Consider the following 13,607-nt stretch of genomic DNA (forward strand, 5'->3'; position numbering starts at 1 on the left):
CTATCCGTTCAGCGTATCGGAATCCGGGCGGGCGCCGGACCCGGAGTTCTCGTCGCGCACCCCCGGACGAGCCCGGCGGTCTGCACGGCGTAGACGACACCGGCCCACCAGTAGAGGAACGCGCCCCACAGCGCGAAGGCCCACGCGATCGGCAGCGAGGCCGGGGCGAGGGCCGGGAACGCCTGCCCGAGCATGATCAGCGGCAGCGCGTAGAACAGGCAGAAGGTGGCGAACTTGCCCAGGTGGTGCACGGGCAGCGGCCCGTACCCCGTGTTGGCCAGGATCACGGCGAGGACGACGAGCATCAGATCGCGGGCCACCAGCACCGCGACCAGCCACCACGGCACGAGCTCGCGGAAGGCCAGGCCGAGCACGGTCGCGAAGATGTAGAGGCGGTCGGCGGCCGGATCGAGGACCCGCCCGAGGCGCGTCATCTGGTCGAAGCGGCGCGCTATCCAGCCGTCGAGGTAGTCGGTGAGGCTCGAGACCACGAGGGTGAGCAGCGCCAGCGCGTCCTCCCCCTCGATCACGAGGACGAGGAAGACCGGCACCAGGGCGAGGCGGACCATGCTCAGGACGTTCGGCACCGTCCAGATCCGGTCCTCCCCCGTGCGCGCCATGCGCCCAGCCTACGGGCGGGCTCCCGGCGCGCGGTCAGCGCTTGTCGCGCCAGACCCGCTCGAACGGCAGGCGCCAGGCGTGCGGCGCGATCAGCTGGTGGATCGCATTGGGGCCCCAGGAGCCGGGCGCGTACAGGCGCACGGGCGGCGGGTCCTGGAGCAGGGGAGCCGACACCTCCCACAGCCGTTCGATGCCCTCGGCGGTCGTGAAGAGGGTGTGATCCCCGCGCATCGCGTCGAGGATCAGGCGCTCGTAGGCCTCGAGGGCGTCTCCCGCGCGATCGGTCTCCTGCAGCGCGAACTGCATGCTGAGCTTGTCCAGGCGCATGCCGGGGCCCGGGCGCTTGCCGTAGAAGGACAGCGAGACCTTGGAGGCGTCGGCGAGGTCGAACGTGAGGTGGTCCGGCCCGTGGGCGCCGACTCCGGAGCCCTGCGGGAACATGCTCTTCGGGGGCTCGCGGAACGCGATCGAGATGATGCGCTGGCCCTCGGCCATGCGCTTGCCGGTGCGGAGGTAGAACGGCACTCCCGCCCAGCGCCAGTTGTCGATCTCGCACTTGAGCGCCACGAAGGTGTCGGTCTCGGAGTCGGGCGCCACCCCCGGCTCCTCGCGGTAGCCGATGTACTGGCCGCGCACGACGTTCTCGGGGTTCAGCGGGCGCATCGAGCGGAAGACCTTGTTCTTCTCCTCGCTGATGGCCTGCGGCTCGAGCGCGGTGGGCGGCTCCATCGCCATGAACGCGAGCACCTGGAAGAGGTGGGTGACGACCATGTCCTTGTAGGCGCCGGTCGACTCGTAGAACTCGGCGCGCCGGTCCAGAGTCAGCTTCTCGGGGATGTCGATCTGGACGTGGTCGATGAAGTTGCGGTTCCAGATCGGCTCGAAGAGGCCGTTGGCGAAGCGGAACGCGAGGATGTTCTGCGCCGGCTCCTTGCCCAGGAAGTGGTCGATCCGGAAGATCTGCTCCTCGTCGAACGTCTCGTGCAGCTCGGCGTTGAGGACGACGGCGCTCTCGAGGTCGACGCCGAAGGGCTTCTCCATGATGATGCGGGAGCGCTCGACGAGGCCTGCCTCGGCGAGCATCCGGACGACGGACAGCGCGGCCTTGGGCGGCACGCTGAGGTAGTGCAGCCGGCTGACGTCCGGGCCCAGCTCCTTCTCGGCCGACGTCACGGCCTCGGCGAGAGCCGCCGGACCCGCCGACTGCGGGACGTAGCAGAGCTTCGACGCGAACTCGTCCCACTGGGCGCGGGTCAGCGAGCGGCTGCCGAACTCGTCGTAGGCCAGCTTCGCGAAGGCGCGGAACGACTCGTCGTCGTGCTCCTCGAGGGAGGTCCCGACGATCCGGACGTCCGGCGCGAGGGAGGACAGCGCGAGGTGCGCCATGCCCGGGATGAGCTTGCGCCGGGCCAGATCGCCGACCGCACCGAAGAGCACGACGACGTGGGGCGCGGCCTGCTCGGTCTGGACGGCGGGCGCTGAGGGTGCGGGTGTCACGGTCACACCTTCGATCATTCCATTCCGAAACGGGACCGGGGCGTCATCTCCCGGATACGCACCGCCGCTAATGTCTCTCACGTGCCTCCGATCTCCGACGCGCCAGCCGCGACCGCAGCACCCGCCCCCTCCTCCGCCGACGGCACCGTCGCGCCGCCCCTGGACGACCGCATCCGTGCGGACGTCCACCTGCTAGGCGAGCTCCTCGGCCAGGTGCTCCGCGAGTCCGGGGACCCGTCCCTGTACACCGACGTGGAGCGCCTGCGCGCGCTGACGATCAGCGCGTACGACAGCGGTAGACCCGAGGACCTGGCCGACGCGGAGGCGTTCGTCGCGTCGCTCTCGGCCGAGCGGGCCGAGGAGGTGGCTCGCGCCTTCACATGCTACTTCCACCTCGTGAACGTGGCGGAGGAGTTCCACCGCGTCCGCGTGCTCCGCCAGCGCGAGGCGGACGCCGGCGCGCAGTCGCCGGAGGACTCGATCACCGCGTCGATCGCCACCCTCACGGCCGAGCTCGGCGAGGAGGAGGCGTTCGACCGCCTCTCGCGCCTCGAGTTCCGCCCGGTGCTCACCGCGCACCCCACCGAGGCCCGCCGTCGCGCGGTCGCCTCGACCATCCGCCGGATCAGCGCGCTGCTCGAGCAGCGCGACGACCCGCGCACGGGCGGCGTGGTGCTGCTCGAGAACCGCCGCCGTCTGCTGGCCGACGTCGACACCCTGTGGCGCACCGCCCCGCTGCGCGAGTCGAAGCCCTCGCCGCTGGACGAGGTGCGCACGGCCATGAGCGTCTTCGACGAGTCGCTCTTCTCGGTCCTCCCCCGCGTCTACCGCCGCCTGGACGACGCGCTCCTCGGCGAGGCCTCCGGCACCCGCGCCCCGATCGCCCCCGCGTTCGTGCGGCTCGGCACCTGGATCGGCGGCGACCGCGACGGCAACCCGTTCGTGACCGCCGAGACGACCCTGGAGGCCGTCGGCATCGCCTCCGAGCACGTGCTGATGGGCCTCGAGCGGGTCGCACGCCGCGTGGGCCGTGCTCTGACCCTCGATGCCGCGACCACTCCGCCCTCGGACGCGGTCCTCGCCCTCTGGTCGGCCTGCACCGACCGCGCGCCCGAGCTCGCGGCCGACATCGCCGACCGCTCCCCCAACGAGACCCACCGCCGCGTGCTGCTCTTCGCAGCGGAGCGACTCGCCGCGACGCGCTCCGGCGGCCCTCTCGCCTACTCCGCCGCCGCCGACCTGATGAGCGACCTGCGCACCCTGCAGGAGTCGCTCGTGGCGGCCGGCGACGCCCGCTCGGCGTACGGCGACCTGCAGAACATGATCTGGCAGGTCGAGACCTTCGGCTTCCACCTCGCCGAGATCGAGGTGCGCCAGCACTCGAAGGTGCACCGCGAGACGATCGCGGCCATCGAGGCCGGAGGCGAGCTCGACGAGCGCAGCGAGGAGGTGCTCGCCGTCTTCCGCGCGATCGCCACGGTGCAGGAGCGCTTCGGCGTGGACGCCGCGCGGCGCTACATCGTCTCGTTCACGCAGTCCTCGGACGACCTGCGGACCGTGTTCGAGCTGGCCGAGGCGGCGACGGAGGGGCACCCGCCGATCATCGACGCCGTCCCGCTCTTCGAGACCTTCGCCGACCTGGACGCGTCGACGGACATCCTCGCCGAGATGATCCGGCTGCCGCAGGTGCGCAGGCGCCTCGACGAGACCGGGAACCGCCTCGAGGTCATGCTCGGCTACTCCGACTCGTCGAAGGACGTCGGACCGGTCTCGGCGACCCTCGCGCTCTACGACGCCCAGGCGCGCATCGCGCAGTGGGCAGAGGACGAGGGCATCGTGCTCACGCTGTTCCACGGCCGAGGAGGAGCGCTGGGCCGCGGCGGCGGACCCGCCAACCGCGCCGTGCTGGCCCAGCCCCCGGGATCCGTCGACGGCCGCTTCAAGCTGACCGAGCAGGGAGAGGTGATTTTCGCGCGCTACGGCAACCCGGACATCGCGACGCGGCACATCGAGCAGGTGGCGGGGGCGACGCTCCTCGCCTCCTCCCCCTCGGTGGGCGACCGCAACGCCGAGGCGGCCGACCGCTTCCGCGACGTCGCGGCGACCATGGACCGCGAGTCGCGCAAGCGCTTCTTCGAGCTCGTGAAGGCGGACGGCTTCGCGCCGTGGTTCGCCCGGGTGACTCCGCAGGAGGAGGTCGGCCTGCTCGCACTGGGCTCGCGCCCCGCCCGCCGCGGTCTCTCGGTCGAGTCGCTCGAGGACCTGCGGGCGATCCCGTGGGTGTTCGCCTGGACCCAGGCGCGGGTGAACCTCACCGGCTGGTTCGGTCTCGGCAGCGCCCTCGAGGCGGTCGGCGACCTGGAGCTGCTGCGGTCGGCGTACGCGTCGTGGCCGCTGTTCACCACGATGATCGACAACGTCGAGATGTCGCTCGCCAAGACCGACGAGGGCATCGCCCGCCGCTATCTGGCCCTCGACTCCCGGGAGGACCTCGCGGGCCTCGTGCTCGACGAGATGGAGCGCACCCGTCGCTGGGTGCTCTCGATCACGGGCGAGGAGAGCCTGCTCACCGGGCACCGGGTGCTGGGCCGCGCCGTGCGCCTGCGCACGCCCTACGTCAACGCGCTGTCGCTCCTGCAGCTGCGCGCCCTCCGCGCGCTGCGCACGGACCCGGGCGGATCCGGCACCGAGCAGAATCAGCGCCTGCTGCTGCTGGCCGTCAACGGCGTCGCCGCCGGCCTGCAGAACACGGGCTGATCGAGTCCCTCGAACGACGGAACCCCCCGCGACCATCCGGTCGGCGGGGGTTCCGTCGTTCGTGCTGGAGATCAGCCGATGGCGGTCGGCATCGGATCGGGCCCGATCAGATCTGGGCGCCGTCGGCGAACTGCTCGGGGCCGGCCGCCGCCTGAGCGGCCTTCGCCTCGTCGTACTGGCGGCGCACCTCGACCATGTCGAGGCCGCGGACCTGCTCGATCAGGTTGTCGAGCGCGGGAGCGGGGAGGGCGCCGGGCTGCGCCATCAGCGGGATGCCGTCGCGGTAGACGACGAGGGTCGGGATGGAGGAGATGCCGTAGCTCGCGGCGAGCTGCTGCTGATCCTCCGTGTCGACCTTCGCGAAGACGATGTCGGAGTTCTTGTCGCTCGACGCCTCGAAGACCGGGGCGAACTGGCGGCACGGGCCGCACCAGGCCGCCCAGAAGTCGATGAGGACGATGCCGTCGGAGACGGTCTCGTCGTGGGAGTCGAGGGTCATCGCAGTCGTAGCCATGCCGGATCCAACCCCCGACGGAGCGCGGCTATTCCCGGTGGCCCGCCTGGTCCTCCGCGGCGAGGCGGTCGAGCAGGGCGCGGGGCCCGACGGCGCTCGCTCCGAGCGCCTCGATGCGGGCGACGAGTCCCCGGTCGGCGGTGACGACGCGGGCGGGGGCGTGCAGACCCGCGACCAGGGCGACGATCGCGTCGTCGCCGGACCCCTCGGCCGACTCGATGCGGAGGCGGCCCGGCGCGGACGCAGCGAGGGCCGCGCCGGAACCGGCGTCCCGCGCGGCTCCCTCGAGCACGACCGCGATCAGCGGCCAGACCCGGTCGGCGTCGACGCCGAGCACGGCTCCGGGCAGTCCGTCGACGCTCAGCCGGGCGAGGCCGAGAAGGAGCCGCTCGGCCGCTCCGGCGCGGTCGCGCCACCAGCCGTCGGGCCGGGAGCCGACGACGTTCGCGGCATCGACGACGAGCACCGGCAGAGCTGCATCGAGGTCGCGGAGCCCGCTCCAGGAGGCGCCGAAGCCCGGATGCAGCGGGAGCGAGTCCACGTCGTCCGGAGCGACCCAGCGCAGCTCGGTGCTCTCGGCGTCGGTGATCACGGGCTCGAAGTGCTCGAGCGCGTGCGCGAGGACCGTCGTGTAGCTCCACGGCCCGATGGTCACGACGCTCGCGGCGTCGGGCACGACGATCGCGACCGGGACGCCCGCCTCCTCGGCCGACTCCCGCAGGGCCGCCTCGAAGGCGCTCTCCTCCGGGTGCCGTGCGCCGCCGGGCAGGCCCCAGGTGCCGCCGAAGTGGCTCCACGCGACGCGGTGCTGCAGGAGGATGCGGCCGTCGGGATCGCGCAGCAGCAGTCCGGCGGCGCCGAAGCGGCCCCAGAACCGGCGCCCGTCCCCGATCTCGACCCAGCCGTCGCCGAGCGACGCGTCGAAGGGGTGGCGCGGAAGGGCGGCGTCGCCGCCGCTGTCGTTGCCGGTCATGCCCTCCAGCCTGGCACACCGCGCCGGGCGAGCCGGACGGCGGGACGCCGCGTGACTGGCAGAATCGGACGATGCGCCGCTCGGGAGTCCTCCGCCTCGCGACCGTGCTCTGGATCGGCGTGATCGCGCTGATCACGCTGACGCCGGCCCCCTACCCGGCCGGTGAGCCGTCCGAGCTCGTGCGCTCGATCATCGCGTTCCTCGGGTCCACTCCGCTGACCGCGTGGTTCGACTACGACGTCGCCGAGTTCACCGCCAATGTGCTGATGCTCGTGCCGCTGGGCGCCCTGCTCGCCGCGCAGCTTCCGCCGCGCAGCCGTCTCCTCGCCGCGCTGACGGGGCTCGGCGTCTCGGTGCTCGTCGAGACGATCCAGCTGCTCTGGCTGCCGTCGCGCGTCGCCGACGTCCGCGATCTCGTGTCGAACGGGCTCGGCTCGCTCCTGGGCGCCCTGCTGGTGATCGTGCTCCTGCCCCGCCCCTCCCCCCGCAGCACCGCCCGGAAGGACCGCACCGCCCATGCCCGCTGAGACCCTCGTCCTGCTCGATCGCCCGTCCGCCGAGGCGCCGGCCCGCGGACTCCCCTCCCCGGTCGTCGTGGACCCGAGCGGAGTGGGCGGCATCGACGTCACCGACCTCGGCTTCACCCGGGGCGACGGGGTCTTCGAGACGATCAACCTGGTCGACGGCCGGCTGCAGGCGCTCGACGCCCACCTCGACCGCTTCGCGAGCTCGGCGCGGATGCTGGAGCTGGTCGCCCCGGACCGCGAGGCGTGGCTCCTCGCGATCCGGACCGCGGTCGCCGCGCACCCACCGGTGCCGGAGGCGATGGTGAAGACGATCCTGACTCGCGGCCTCGAGGGCGCCGGTCGCCCCACGGGCGTCGTCTTCGTGCAGACGAGCCCGGACTTCACCTCGGCGAGGCGGGAGGGGGTGCGCATCGTGCTGCTGGACCGCGGGCTCCGCTCCGACGTGCGCGAGACGTCGCCCTGGCTGCTCGCGGGGGCGAAGACGCTGTCGTACGCGGTGAACCGCGCGGCCGCCCGCGAGGCGGCGCGCCGCGGAGCCGACGACGCCCTGTTCGTCTCGAGCGACGGCTTCCTGCTGGAGGGTCCGACGTCGAACCTCGTGCTGCTCTCGGACGGCGTGCTGCTGACTCCGCCGCCGAGCCTCGGGCTCCTGCCCGGGACGACGCAGGCGGATCTCTTCGCACTGGCGCCGGGACTGGGGCTGGACGGCGCCCACCGCGCGCTGCGCGAGGAGGACCTGGAGGCCGCCGACGCCGCCTGGCTGGTCTCGAGCGCGCGCAACGCCGCTCCGATCCGCGCCGTCGACGGTCGGGAGCGCCGCGTTGATCCTGCCCTGTCGGCCAGGATCAACGCGGCGCTGCTCGCCCGCTGACGACGCGGTCGATCCGGGGCCGAGCGCTCAGGAGAGGTCGGTGACGTCCGTCGTCGTGCGGCTGATCATGCCTCCGCGCACGCGCACGGCGGCGGGATCGAGATCGACGCCCTCGCGCTGATCAGCGGCCTCGTCGTTGATGACGGCCGAGACCAGGCCGCGCCAGTCGGTGCCCTCGGCGACGGCGTCCTCGGATCCGAGACGGCTGGAGACGAACACGGCCTCCGACTCCTCCCCCGCGTGCGAGATGACGGCCAGCGTGCCGACGGCGCGGCCGTCGGGGTGGCGGACCTGCCACTCCTCGTGTCCAGACGGGACGAGGGAGAACGTGCCTCCGGCGTGCTCGAAGGGCGTGTCGCGCAGCTCGGACGGCAGACCGCTGTGCGGGGGCGCGCCGCGGGTGGGGACGCCGGTGCCGCCCTCGGAGGAGCGGGCGCTCGTCGTGCTCATCCCCACGTCGGCCGAGGTGCCCGCCGCGGTGCTCGTCGCGGTGCCCTCCGCGACGGGAGCGTCCTCCTGGCCGGTGTAGGTGCTGCCGTTGGGGTTCGATCCGGTGTTCGGTCCGTCGGTGCTCATGAGGTTCTCCTTGTCGGGCGGTCCGGGAGGACCGCGTCGTGCTCGGGTTCGTAGACTGGTGGGATGCAGATCCCGGTCACCGGCGCCGTGCGCGTGGACGCCTGGCTGTGGGCGGTCCGCGTGTACAAGACGCGCTCGGCCGCCACGTCGGCGGCTCGCGCGGGCCACATCCGCGTGAACGGCGAGCGTGCGAAGGCGGCGCAGACCGTGAAGGTCGGCGACGAGGTCCGCGCGCGCATCGCCGGATTCGACCGGCGCCTGATCGTGCGCGGGCTGATCGTGAAGCGCGTCGGCGCGCCGATCGCCGCGGAGTGCGCGGAGGATCTCACTCCGCCGCCCCCGCCGCGCGAATCGGCGCCCGCGATCATCGAGCGCGACCGGGGCGCCGGGCGGCCGACGAAGCGCGACCGCCGCGAGATCGAGCGCCTGCGCGGCTTCTGATGGTCACGGCGCGAGGGCCCGCAGCCGCTCGAGGAGGCCGTCGGCCGCCTCGTCGAGGAAGCGCTGCTGGAGCTCGTCCCCGACCTGGACCAGGGCGATGTCGGTGAAGCCCGCCTCGATGTAGGGGACGAAGCTCTCGGCGAGCTCGTCGAGGTCGGGGCCGCAGGCGATCTGCTCGGCGACGTCCTCGGGACGGACGAACTTCGACGCTCCGGAGAAGCCCGCCGGGGTCGGGAGGTCGGCGTTCACGGACCAGCCGCCGGCGAACCAGCGGAACTGCTCGTGCGCGAGGGCGATGCCCTGCTCCTTGTCCGGCGCCCAGCAGATCGGGATCTGGCCGATGGTGCGCGAGGGCGCGGCGTCGGCTCCGCGGACCGCGGTCCACTGCGAGATCAGCTCGGCGTCGGGCTCGGTGGTGATGAGGTGGTCGCCCAGCGGGGCGAAGCGCTCGATCGACTTCTCGCCCGAGACGGCGAGGCCGATCTCGACGGGCCGGTCGGGCAGGTCCCAGATCCGCGCCGAGTCGACGCGGAAGTACTCGCCCTCCCAGGTGACCAGCTCGCCGGTGTGCAGCGCGCGGATGATGTGCACCGCCTCCTCGAGCATGTCCTGGCGGACCGAGACCGCGGGCCAGCCCTCGCCGACCACGTGCTCGTTGAGGTTCTCCCCCGAGCCCAGGCCCAGGGTGAAGCGGTCGTCGGAGAGGATCGCGAGGGTCGCCGCCTTCTGCGCGACGACCGCGGGGTGGTAGCGGATCGTCGGGGCGGTGACGTAGGTCGTGAGGTCGATGGTCGAGGTGGCCTGCGCGACCGCGCCGAGCATCGTCCAGGCGTAGGAGGCGTGGCCCTGCTCGGTCAGCCACGGCGAGTAGTGGTCGCTCGAGACCGCGAACTCGAAGCCGTGCCGCTCGGCGTCGACCGCGTAGCCGACCAGCTGCTTGGGTCCGCTCTGCTCCGTCATCAGGGTGTATCCGAATCGCACCATGGTCGCTCCTCGTTCCGCTCGTGGGGCGTGCCCGCGGGCACCGTCCCATCGTGCGCGGCGACCCCGGCGCGTGCTAACCCCTTGCACGGGTCGGCGGAGGCGGCTAGCGCCGCGTCAGACGAAGCGGACGCGGTTCTGCACGCGGGTGCGGACCTCGAACGACTCGCCGTAGCCGCCGAGCCGATCGTCGGTTCCCGAGCGCAGCAACTGCGGCAGGAGCGAGCGCCGGATCACCACGGCGCCCTGGTGGCGGCCGCGCTCGACCTGCTCGTAGGGCTGCTCGAGCCCGTCGTCCGGCACCACCACGACGCTCGCGGAGAAGCGGACTCCGAGCTCGCGGCCGAGGCGGCGCGCCGCCTTGGACAGCGACGCGATCGGCTTCTCGTCCTCCCGGATGCCCGGGCCCTCGAGCTCGCCCTTGCGCAAGCGGACGGGATCGCCCCAGTCCGCCGAGGTGAGGGCGAGAAGGCCCGACGGTCCGAGCACGACGTGGTCGACCTTGAGCCCGCCGTCGCCGACGGCGACGTCGTTCCAGACCGTGTACGCGATGCCGAGGGAGGCGACGAGGGACGCGGTCGCCTCCTCGGCCTGCGCCTTGGCCAGCCAGCTGCGCACCTCGCGCGGGGCCGAGCGGACGATCGCGGGATCGAACGGATCGTCGACGTCGACACCGCGGCCGAGCCACTCGCGCACGAGGCGCAGGTAGTACTCGCGCGCCGCTCCGCCCGGGTGGCCGTAGGAGCGGGCCCGGACGGCCGAGGCCGTCTGCGGGCGAGGCGAGCCGGTGTAGGGCGACTGCGGCGACTGCGCCCCCGGAGCCGGAGCTCCGCGGTCGTAGTCGCTCCGCGCGGAGGCGCTGCCGATCCGCTCCCAGGCGAGCTGGACGGCGTGGAACGAGGCGGCGTCCCCGCCCGTGTCCGGGTGGGTCTCGCGGAGCAGGCGGCGGTACGCCTTCCTCAGCTCGTCGTCGGACGCGGTCGCGGGGACGCCGAGGACCTCGTAGGGCGTGCGGGCGGCGTGGCTGTCGGGCATGGTCTTCCGGAGGGGTCGGGGGCGGTGCGGGCACCGGGTCCTCGAGCATATCGGCGGGGGCCGGGTGCCCGATGGGAGCCCGCACCGCACCCGCTCGGAACGCGCCGCGAGCGGCTGCTCAGCCCTCGGCGAGCATCTCGCGCACCATCGGGATCACGCGGGTGCCGTAGAGCTCGAGGTTGTGCATGATCGCGGCGTGCGGGAGGGTGCCCGCGCTGTACTTGAGGTCGAAGCGGTCGATGCCCAGGGCGCCGATCGTGTTCGCGATCTTGCGGGCCACGGTCTCGGGCGATCCCACGTGCAGGGCGCCGTCGGGGCCCGCTTCCTCCGCGAAGCGCTCGGGGGTGAGCGGGGACCAGCCGCGCTCGCGGCCGATGGCGTCGGCCATGCCCTTGTAGTGCGGGAAGTAGAGCTCGCGCGCCTCCTCGTCGGTGTCGGCGACGAAGCCCGGCGAGTGCACGGCGACCGGGAGCCGGGGCTGCTCGAGCTGGTCGAGCGCACGGCCGAACAGATCGACGTAGGGGCGGAACCGCGCGGGCGATCCGCCGATGATCGCGAGCACGAGCGGGAAGCCGAAGCGCGCCGCGCGCACCACCGACTCCGGGCTGCCGCCCACGCCGATCCAGGTGCGCAGGCGCCGTCCGCTCTCGACGGACGGATAGACGCTCTGCTGGGTGAGCGCGGCGCGGGTGCGACCCTCCCAGGTGACCGGACCGCCCTCGACGAGCGCGTGGAACAGCTCCAGCTTCTCCTCGAAGAGGAGTTCGTACTGGGAGAGGTCGAGACCGAAGAGCGGGAAGGACTCGGTGAAGGAGCCGCGGCCGAGGATGACCTCGGCGCGGCCGCCGGAGAGGCCGTCGAGCGTCGCGAAGCGCTGGTAGACCCGCACGGGGTCGTCGGAGGAGAGGACCGTGACCGCGGAGCCGAGGTGGATGCGCTCGGTCCGCCCCGCGATCGCGGCGAGGACCACGTCGGGCGCGCTGACCGCGAAGTCGGCGCGGTGGTGCTCGCCGATGCCGAAGAAGTCGATGCCGACGGCGTCCGCGTGGACGCCCTCCTCGACGACGTCGCGCAGCACCTGGCCGTGCGGGAGCAGGGCGCCGTCGGCGCCGCGGGTGACGTCGCCGAACGTGTCGACCCCGAACTTCACTTCATGCGTACTCATGGACTTCTGCAACCTCCCGGCGACGAGGACTATTCCTCGACGGCGCCGTTCAGGACGATATCGGCCTCCTCGACCTCCGGCGGCACGACCCCGGCGGCGAGGGCCGGCTCGCGGTACGCGCGGCCGAGCGTGGCCGTGGTGTCGTGCGCGTTCAGACCGCTCGGGTTGGGGAGCACCCAGAGCGGGACTCCCGCGATGCCCTCCTCCTGACGGCCCTGCTTCGCGGTGCGGCGGCCGAACGCGGCGCGGTAGGCGGTGATCCCGACCATCGCCACGACCGACGGGCGGACGCGCTCGACCGTGGCGACCAGTCGGTCCGCTCCGGCGCGGAGCTCGGCCGCCGTCAGCTCGTCGGCTCGCGCGGTGGCGCGGGAGGCCAGATTCGTGATGCCGACGCCGCGCTCGATCAGGAGGCGGCGGTCGTCCTCGCTCATCCCCTCCGACACGCGCATCGGCCGCTCGAGGATCCCTGCCGCGAGCAGCGCCGGGTAGAAGCGGTTGCCGGGATGGGCGAAGTGCGCGCCCGTCGCCGCCGTCCAGAGCCCGGGGTTGATGCCGACGAACAGGAGCCGGACGCGGGGCCCCAGCAGGTCCTCGACGGTGCGGTCGCGGAACGAGGCGAGCTCGGCGCGGGTGAACGGCATGACTCCATCCTGCCGCGCGGCGGCGTCCGCAAGTGCTCGCCGAGCCCTGCGCGGGGTGGAAGCATGGAGGCATGACGAACGCATCCCAGGACCACCCGATCCAGCACGGCAGCGACGACGCGGTCCAGGACGAGAAGGTGCAGGGGATCCTGCTCCAGGTCGCCGGAGACCTCCAGCTGCGGCCCGACGAGGACCCGGAGGCACTGCTGCGCCAGCGGCTGCGCGACACGCGCATCGAGATCCCGGAGGAGAGCATCGCCGGGCTCGCGAAGCGGATCCCCGGGCTGGACCAGCGCAGCGACGGCGAGATGAACCCCGGAGCGCACTGACCGCTCGCCGGCCGCGCTACTCCGGGACCGCCGGGCCCTTGCGGTGGTGGTCGAACACGATGCTCGTACGGGTCGACGCCACCGCCGGGTGCGCCGACAGGTTCGACACCACGAAGTCGCGCACATCGTTCGAGTCGCGGACCGCGACGTGGATGATGAAGTCCTCGGAGCCGCCGAGGAAGAAGAGCTGGACGACCTCGGGCAGCGCCCGGATCTCATCGGCGAACCGCGTGATCGCCTGGCGCTGACCGACGCGGATGCTGACGCTGATCAGGGCCTGCAGTGCGAGTCCGAGCGCGGCCGGGTCGAGCTCGGCGGTGAAGCCCGTGATGATGCCGCGGTCCAGGAGCGAGCGCACCCGCGAGACGCACGTGGACGCCGCGATGCCGGCCTGCTCGGCGAGGCGGCTGTTGGGCGTCCGGGCATCCGCGCGCAGCAGCCGGACCAGCGTGCGATCGACCGGGTCGAGATCGCCGAGGTCGTGCAGATCCTTCGGTCTCATCCGCCCCACCTGTTCTCGCACCGCTGATCCTGCGGATCTGGCGGCGATCATCGACGATCCTGCGGAACGTCATCTGTTCGGAACACGATCTTCGCACGATAGGACCGACGTCGGCGCAGGATCGGCGTCCACCGCCCAGTGCCGGGCGCCGCACCTCGGGCGCCCGCGAGTCGA

At 72.8% G+C, this 13,607-nt stretch carries 15 protein-coding genes; 5 read left to right on the plus strand and 10 right to left on the minus strand.

Annotated features, from left to right (window positions below; translation table 11 throughout):
• Positions 1 to 8: 8 nt before the first annotated feature.
• A complete protein-coding gene (locus AC0CID_RS05125) occupies positions 9 to 620 on the minus strand; it encodes a CDP-alcohol phosphatidyltransferase family protein (RefSeq protein ID WP_465225978.1) in 612 nt (203 codons plus the stop codon).
• A 34-nt stretch (positions 621 to 654) separates the two neighbouring features.
• Positions 655 to 2,118 (minus strand): glucose-6-phosphate dehydrogenase, encoded by a 1,464-nt coding sequence (zwf, locus tag AC0CID_RS05130; RefSeq protein WP_465225979.1) that lies wholly within the window; start codon positions 2,116 to 2,118, stop codon positions 655 to 657.
• A gap of 159 nt (positions 2,119 to 2,277) precedes the next feature.
• Between zwf and AC0CID_RS05135 the strand changes: the two genes are divergently transcribed.
• The gene (locus tag AC0CID_RS05135; RefSeq protein WP_465228052.1) at positions 2,278 to 4,875 is read left to right on the plus strand and encodes a phosphoenolpyruvate carboxylase; all 2,598 of its coding nucleotides are present in this window, start codon (positions 2,278 to 2,280) and stop codon (positions 4,873 to 4,875) included.
• A 106-nt stretch (positions 4,876 to 4,981) separates the two neighbouring features.
• On the opposite strand, the gene trxA is transcribed toward AC0CID_RS05135, so the two are convergent.
• Both trxA and AC0CID_RS05145 read right to left on the minus strand, forming a co-directional pair.
• Positions 4,982 to 5,389, minus strand: coding sequence for a thioredoxin (trxA, locus tag AC0CID_RS05140; RefSeq protein WP_207406336.1), 408 nt, complete (start codon positions 5,387 to 5,389; stop codon positions 4,982 to 4,984).
• A gap of 28 nt (positions 5,390 to 5,417) precedes the next feature.
• A complete protein-coding gene (locus AC0CID_RS05145; RefSeq protein ID WP_465225980.1) occupies positions 5,418 to 6,362 on the minus strand; it encodes an NUDIX domain-containing protein in 945 nt (314 codons plus the stop codon).
• A gap of 71 nt (positions 6,363 to 6,433) precedes the next feature.
• Here AC0CID_RS05145 and AC0CID_RS05150 point away from each other — a divergent pair, with 71 nt between their 5' ends.
• Positions 6,434 to 6,889 (plus strand): VanZ family protein, encoded by a 456-nt coding sequence (locus tag AC0CID_RS05150; protein WP_465225981.1) that lies wholly within the window; start codon positions 6,434 to 6,436, stop codon positions 6,887 to 6,889.
• Positions 6,879 to 7,760, plus strand: a complete 882-nt coding sequence (locus tag AC0CID_RS05155) for an aminotransferase class IV (protein ID WP_465225982.1) — start codon at positions 6,879 to 6,881, stop codon at positions 7,758 to 7,760. The genes AC0CID_RS05150 and AC0CID_RS05155 overlap by 11 nt, the downstream gene beginning before the upstream one ends.
• A 27-nt stretch (positions 7,761 to 7,787) precedes the next feature.
• On the opposite strand, the gene AC0CID_RS05160 is transcribed toward AC0CID_RS05155, so the two are convergent.
• On the minus strand, positions 7,788 to 8,336 hold the full coding sequence (locus tag AC0CID_RS05160) for a hypothetical protein (protein WP_465225983.1): 549 nt from the start codon (positions 8,334 to 8,336) through the stop codon (positions 7,788 to 7,790).
• Positions 8,337 to 8,399: 63 nt separating this feature from the next.
• On the opposite strand from AC0CID_RS05160, the gene AC0CID_RS05165 reads away from it, so the two are divergent.
• On the plus strand, positions 8,400 to 8,777 hold the full coding sequence (locus AC0CID_RS05165; protein WP_055794888.1) for an RNA-binding S4 domain-containing protein: 378 nt from the start codon (positions 8,400 to 8,402) through the stop codon (positions 8,775 to 8,777).
• Between the two features lie 3 nt (positions 8,778 to 8,780).
• Here the strand turns inward: AC0CID_RS05165 and AC0CID_RS05170 are convergent, their stop codons facing one another.
• From AC0CID_RS05170 to AC0CID_RS05185, 4 genes are all read right to left on the minus strand, one after another.
• The gene (locus tag AC0CID_RS05170) at positions 8,781 to 9,761 is read right to left on the minus strand and encodes a TIGR03557 family F420-dependent LLM class oxidoreductase (RefSeq protein WP_207406345.1); all 981 of its coding nucleotides are present in this window, start codon (positions 9,759 to 9,761) and stop codon (positions 8,781 to 8,783) included.
• Between the two features lie 114 nt (positions 9,762 to 9,875).
• A complete protein-coding gene (locus AC0CID_RS05175) occupies positions 9,876 to 10,793 on the minus strand; it encodes a J domain-containing protein (protein ID WP_465225984.1) in 918 nt (305 codons plus the stop codon).
• Positions 10,794 to 10,911: 118 nt separating this feature from the next.
• Complete coding sequence (locus AC0CID_RS05180; protein ID WP_207406347.1) at positions 10,912 to 11,958, minus strand: LLM class flavin-dependent oxidoreductase; 1,047 nt, start codon at positions 11,956 to 11,958, stop codon at positions 10,912 to 10,914.
• A gap of 29 nt (positions 11,959 to 11,987) precedes the next feature.
• Entirely contained in the window at positions 11,988 to 12,602 is a 615-nt protein-coding gene (locus AC0CID_RS05185; protein WP_465225985.1) for a mismatch-specific DNA-glycosylase, read from the minus strand.
• A 71-nt stretch (positions 12,603 to 12,673) separates the two neighbouring features.
• Here AC0CID_RS05185 and AC0CID_RS05190 point away from each other — a divergent pair, with 71 nt between their 5' ends.
• Entirely contained in the window at positions 12,674 to 12,931 is a 258-nt protein-coding gene (locus AC0CID_RS05190) for a hypothetical protein (protein ID WP_465225986.1), read from the plus strand.
• Between the two features lie 16 nt (positions 12,932 to 12,947).
• Here AC0CID_RS05190 and AC0CID_RS05195 read toward each other — a convergent pair whose 3' ends face one another.
• On the minus strand, positions 12,948 to 13,433 hold the full coding sequence (locus AC0CID_RS05195) for an Lrp/AsnC family transcriptional regulator (protein WP_207406350.1): 486 nt from the start codon (positions 13,431 to 13,433) through the stop codon (positions 12,948 to 12,950).
• Positions 13,434 to 13,607: the final 174 nt, after the last annotated feature.

The organism is Rathayibacter sp. AC451, from assembly GCF_979253095.1.

Excerpts from the sequence above, each read along its gene's own strand:
- AC0CID_RS05125 (WP_465225978.1), bottom strand. The coding sequence starts at position 620 with ATGGCGCGCACGGGGGAGGACCGGATCTGGACGGTGCCGAACGTCCTG.
- trxA (WP_207406336.1), bottom strand. The coding sequence starts at position 5,389 with ATGGCTACGACTGCGATGACCCTCGACTCCCACGACGAGACCGTCTCC.
- AC0CID_RS05145 (WP_465225980.1), bottom strand. The coding sequence starts at position 6,362 with ATGACCGGCAACGACAGCGGCGGCGACGCCGCCCTTCCGCGCCACCCC.
- AC0CID_RS05150 (WP_465225981.1), top strand. The coding sequence starts at position 6,434 with ATGCGCCGCTCGGGAGTCCTCCGCCTCGCGACCGTGCTCTGGATCGGC.
- AC0CID_RS05155 (WP_465225982.1), top strand. The coding sequence starts at position 6,879 with ATGCCCGCTGAGACCCTCGTCCTGCTCGATCGCCCGTCCGCCGAGGCG.
- AC0CID_RS05160 (WP_465225983.1), bottom strand. The coding sequence starts at position 8,336 with ATGAGCACCGACGGACCGAACACCGGATCGAACCCCAACGGCAGCACC.
- AC0CID_RS05165 (WP_055794888.1), top strand. The coding sequence starts at position 8,400 with ATGCAGATCCCGGTCACCGGCGCCGTGCGCGTGGACGCCTGGCTGTGG.
- AC0CID_RS05170 (WP_207406345.1), bottom strand. The coding sequence starts at position 9,761 with ATGGTGCGATTCGGATACACCCTGATGACGGAGCAGAGCGGACCCAAG.
- AC0CID_RS05175 (WP_465225984.1), bottom strand. The coding sequence starts at position 10,793 with ATGCCCGACAGCCACGCCGCCCGCACGCCCTACGAGGTCCTCGGCGTC.
- AC0CID_RS05180 (WP_207406347.1), bottom strand. The coding sequence starts at position 11,958 with ATGAGTACGCATGAAGTGAAGTTCGGGGTCGACACGTTCGGCGACGTC.
- AC0CID_RS05185 (WP_465225985.1), bottom strand. The coding sequence starts at position 12,602 with ATGCCGTTCACCCGCGCCGAGCTCGCCTCGTTCCGCGACCGCACCGTC.
- AC0CID_RS05190 (WP_465225986.1), top strand. The coding sequence starts at position 12,674 with ATGACGAACGCATCCCAGGACCACCCGATCCAGCACGGCAGCGACGAC.
- AC0CID_RS05195 (WP_207406350.1), bottom strand. The coding sequence starts at position 13,433 with ATGAGACCGAAGGATCTGCACGACCTCGGCGATCTCGACCCGGTCGAT.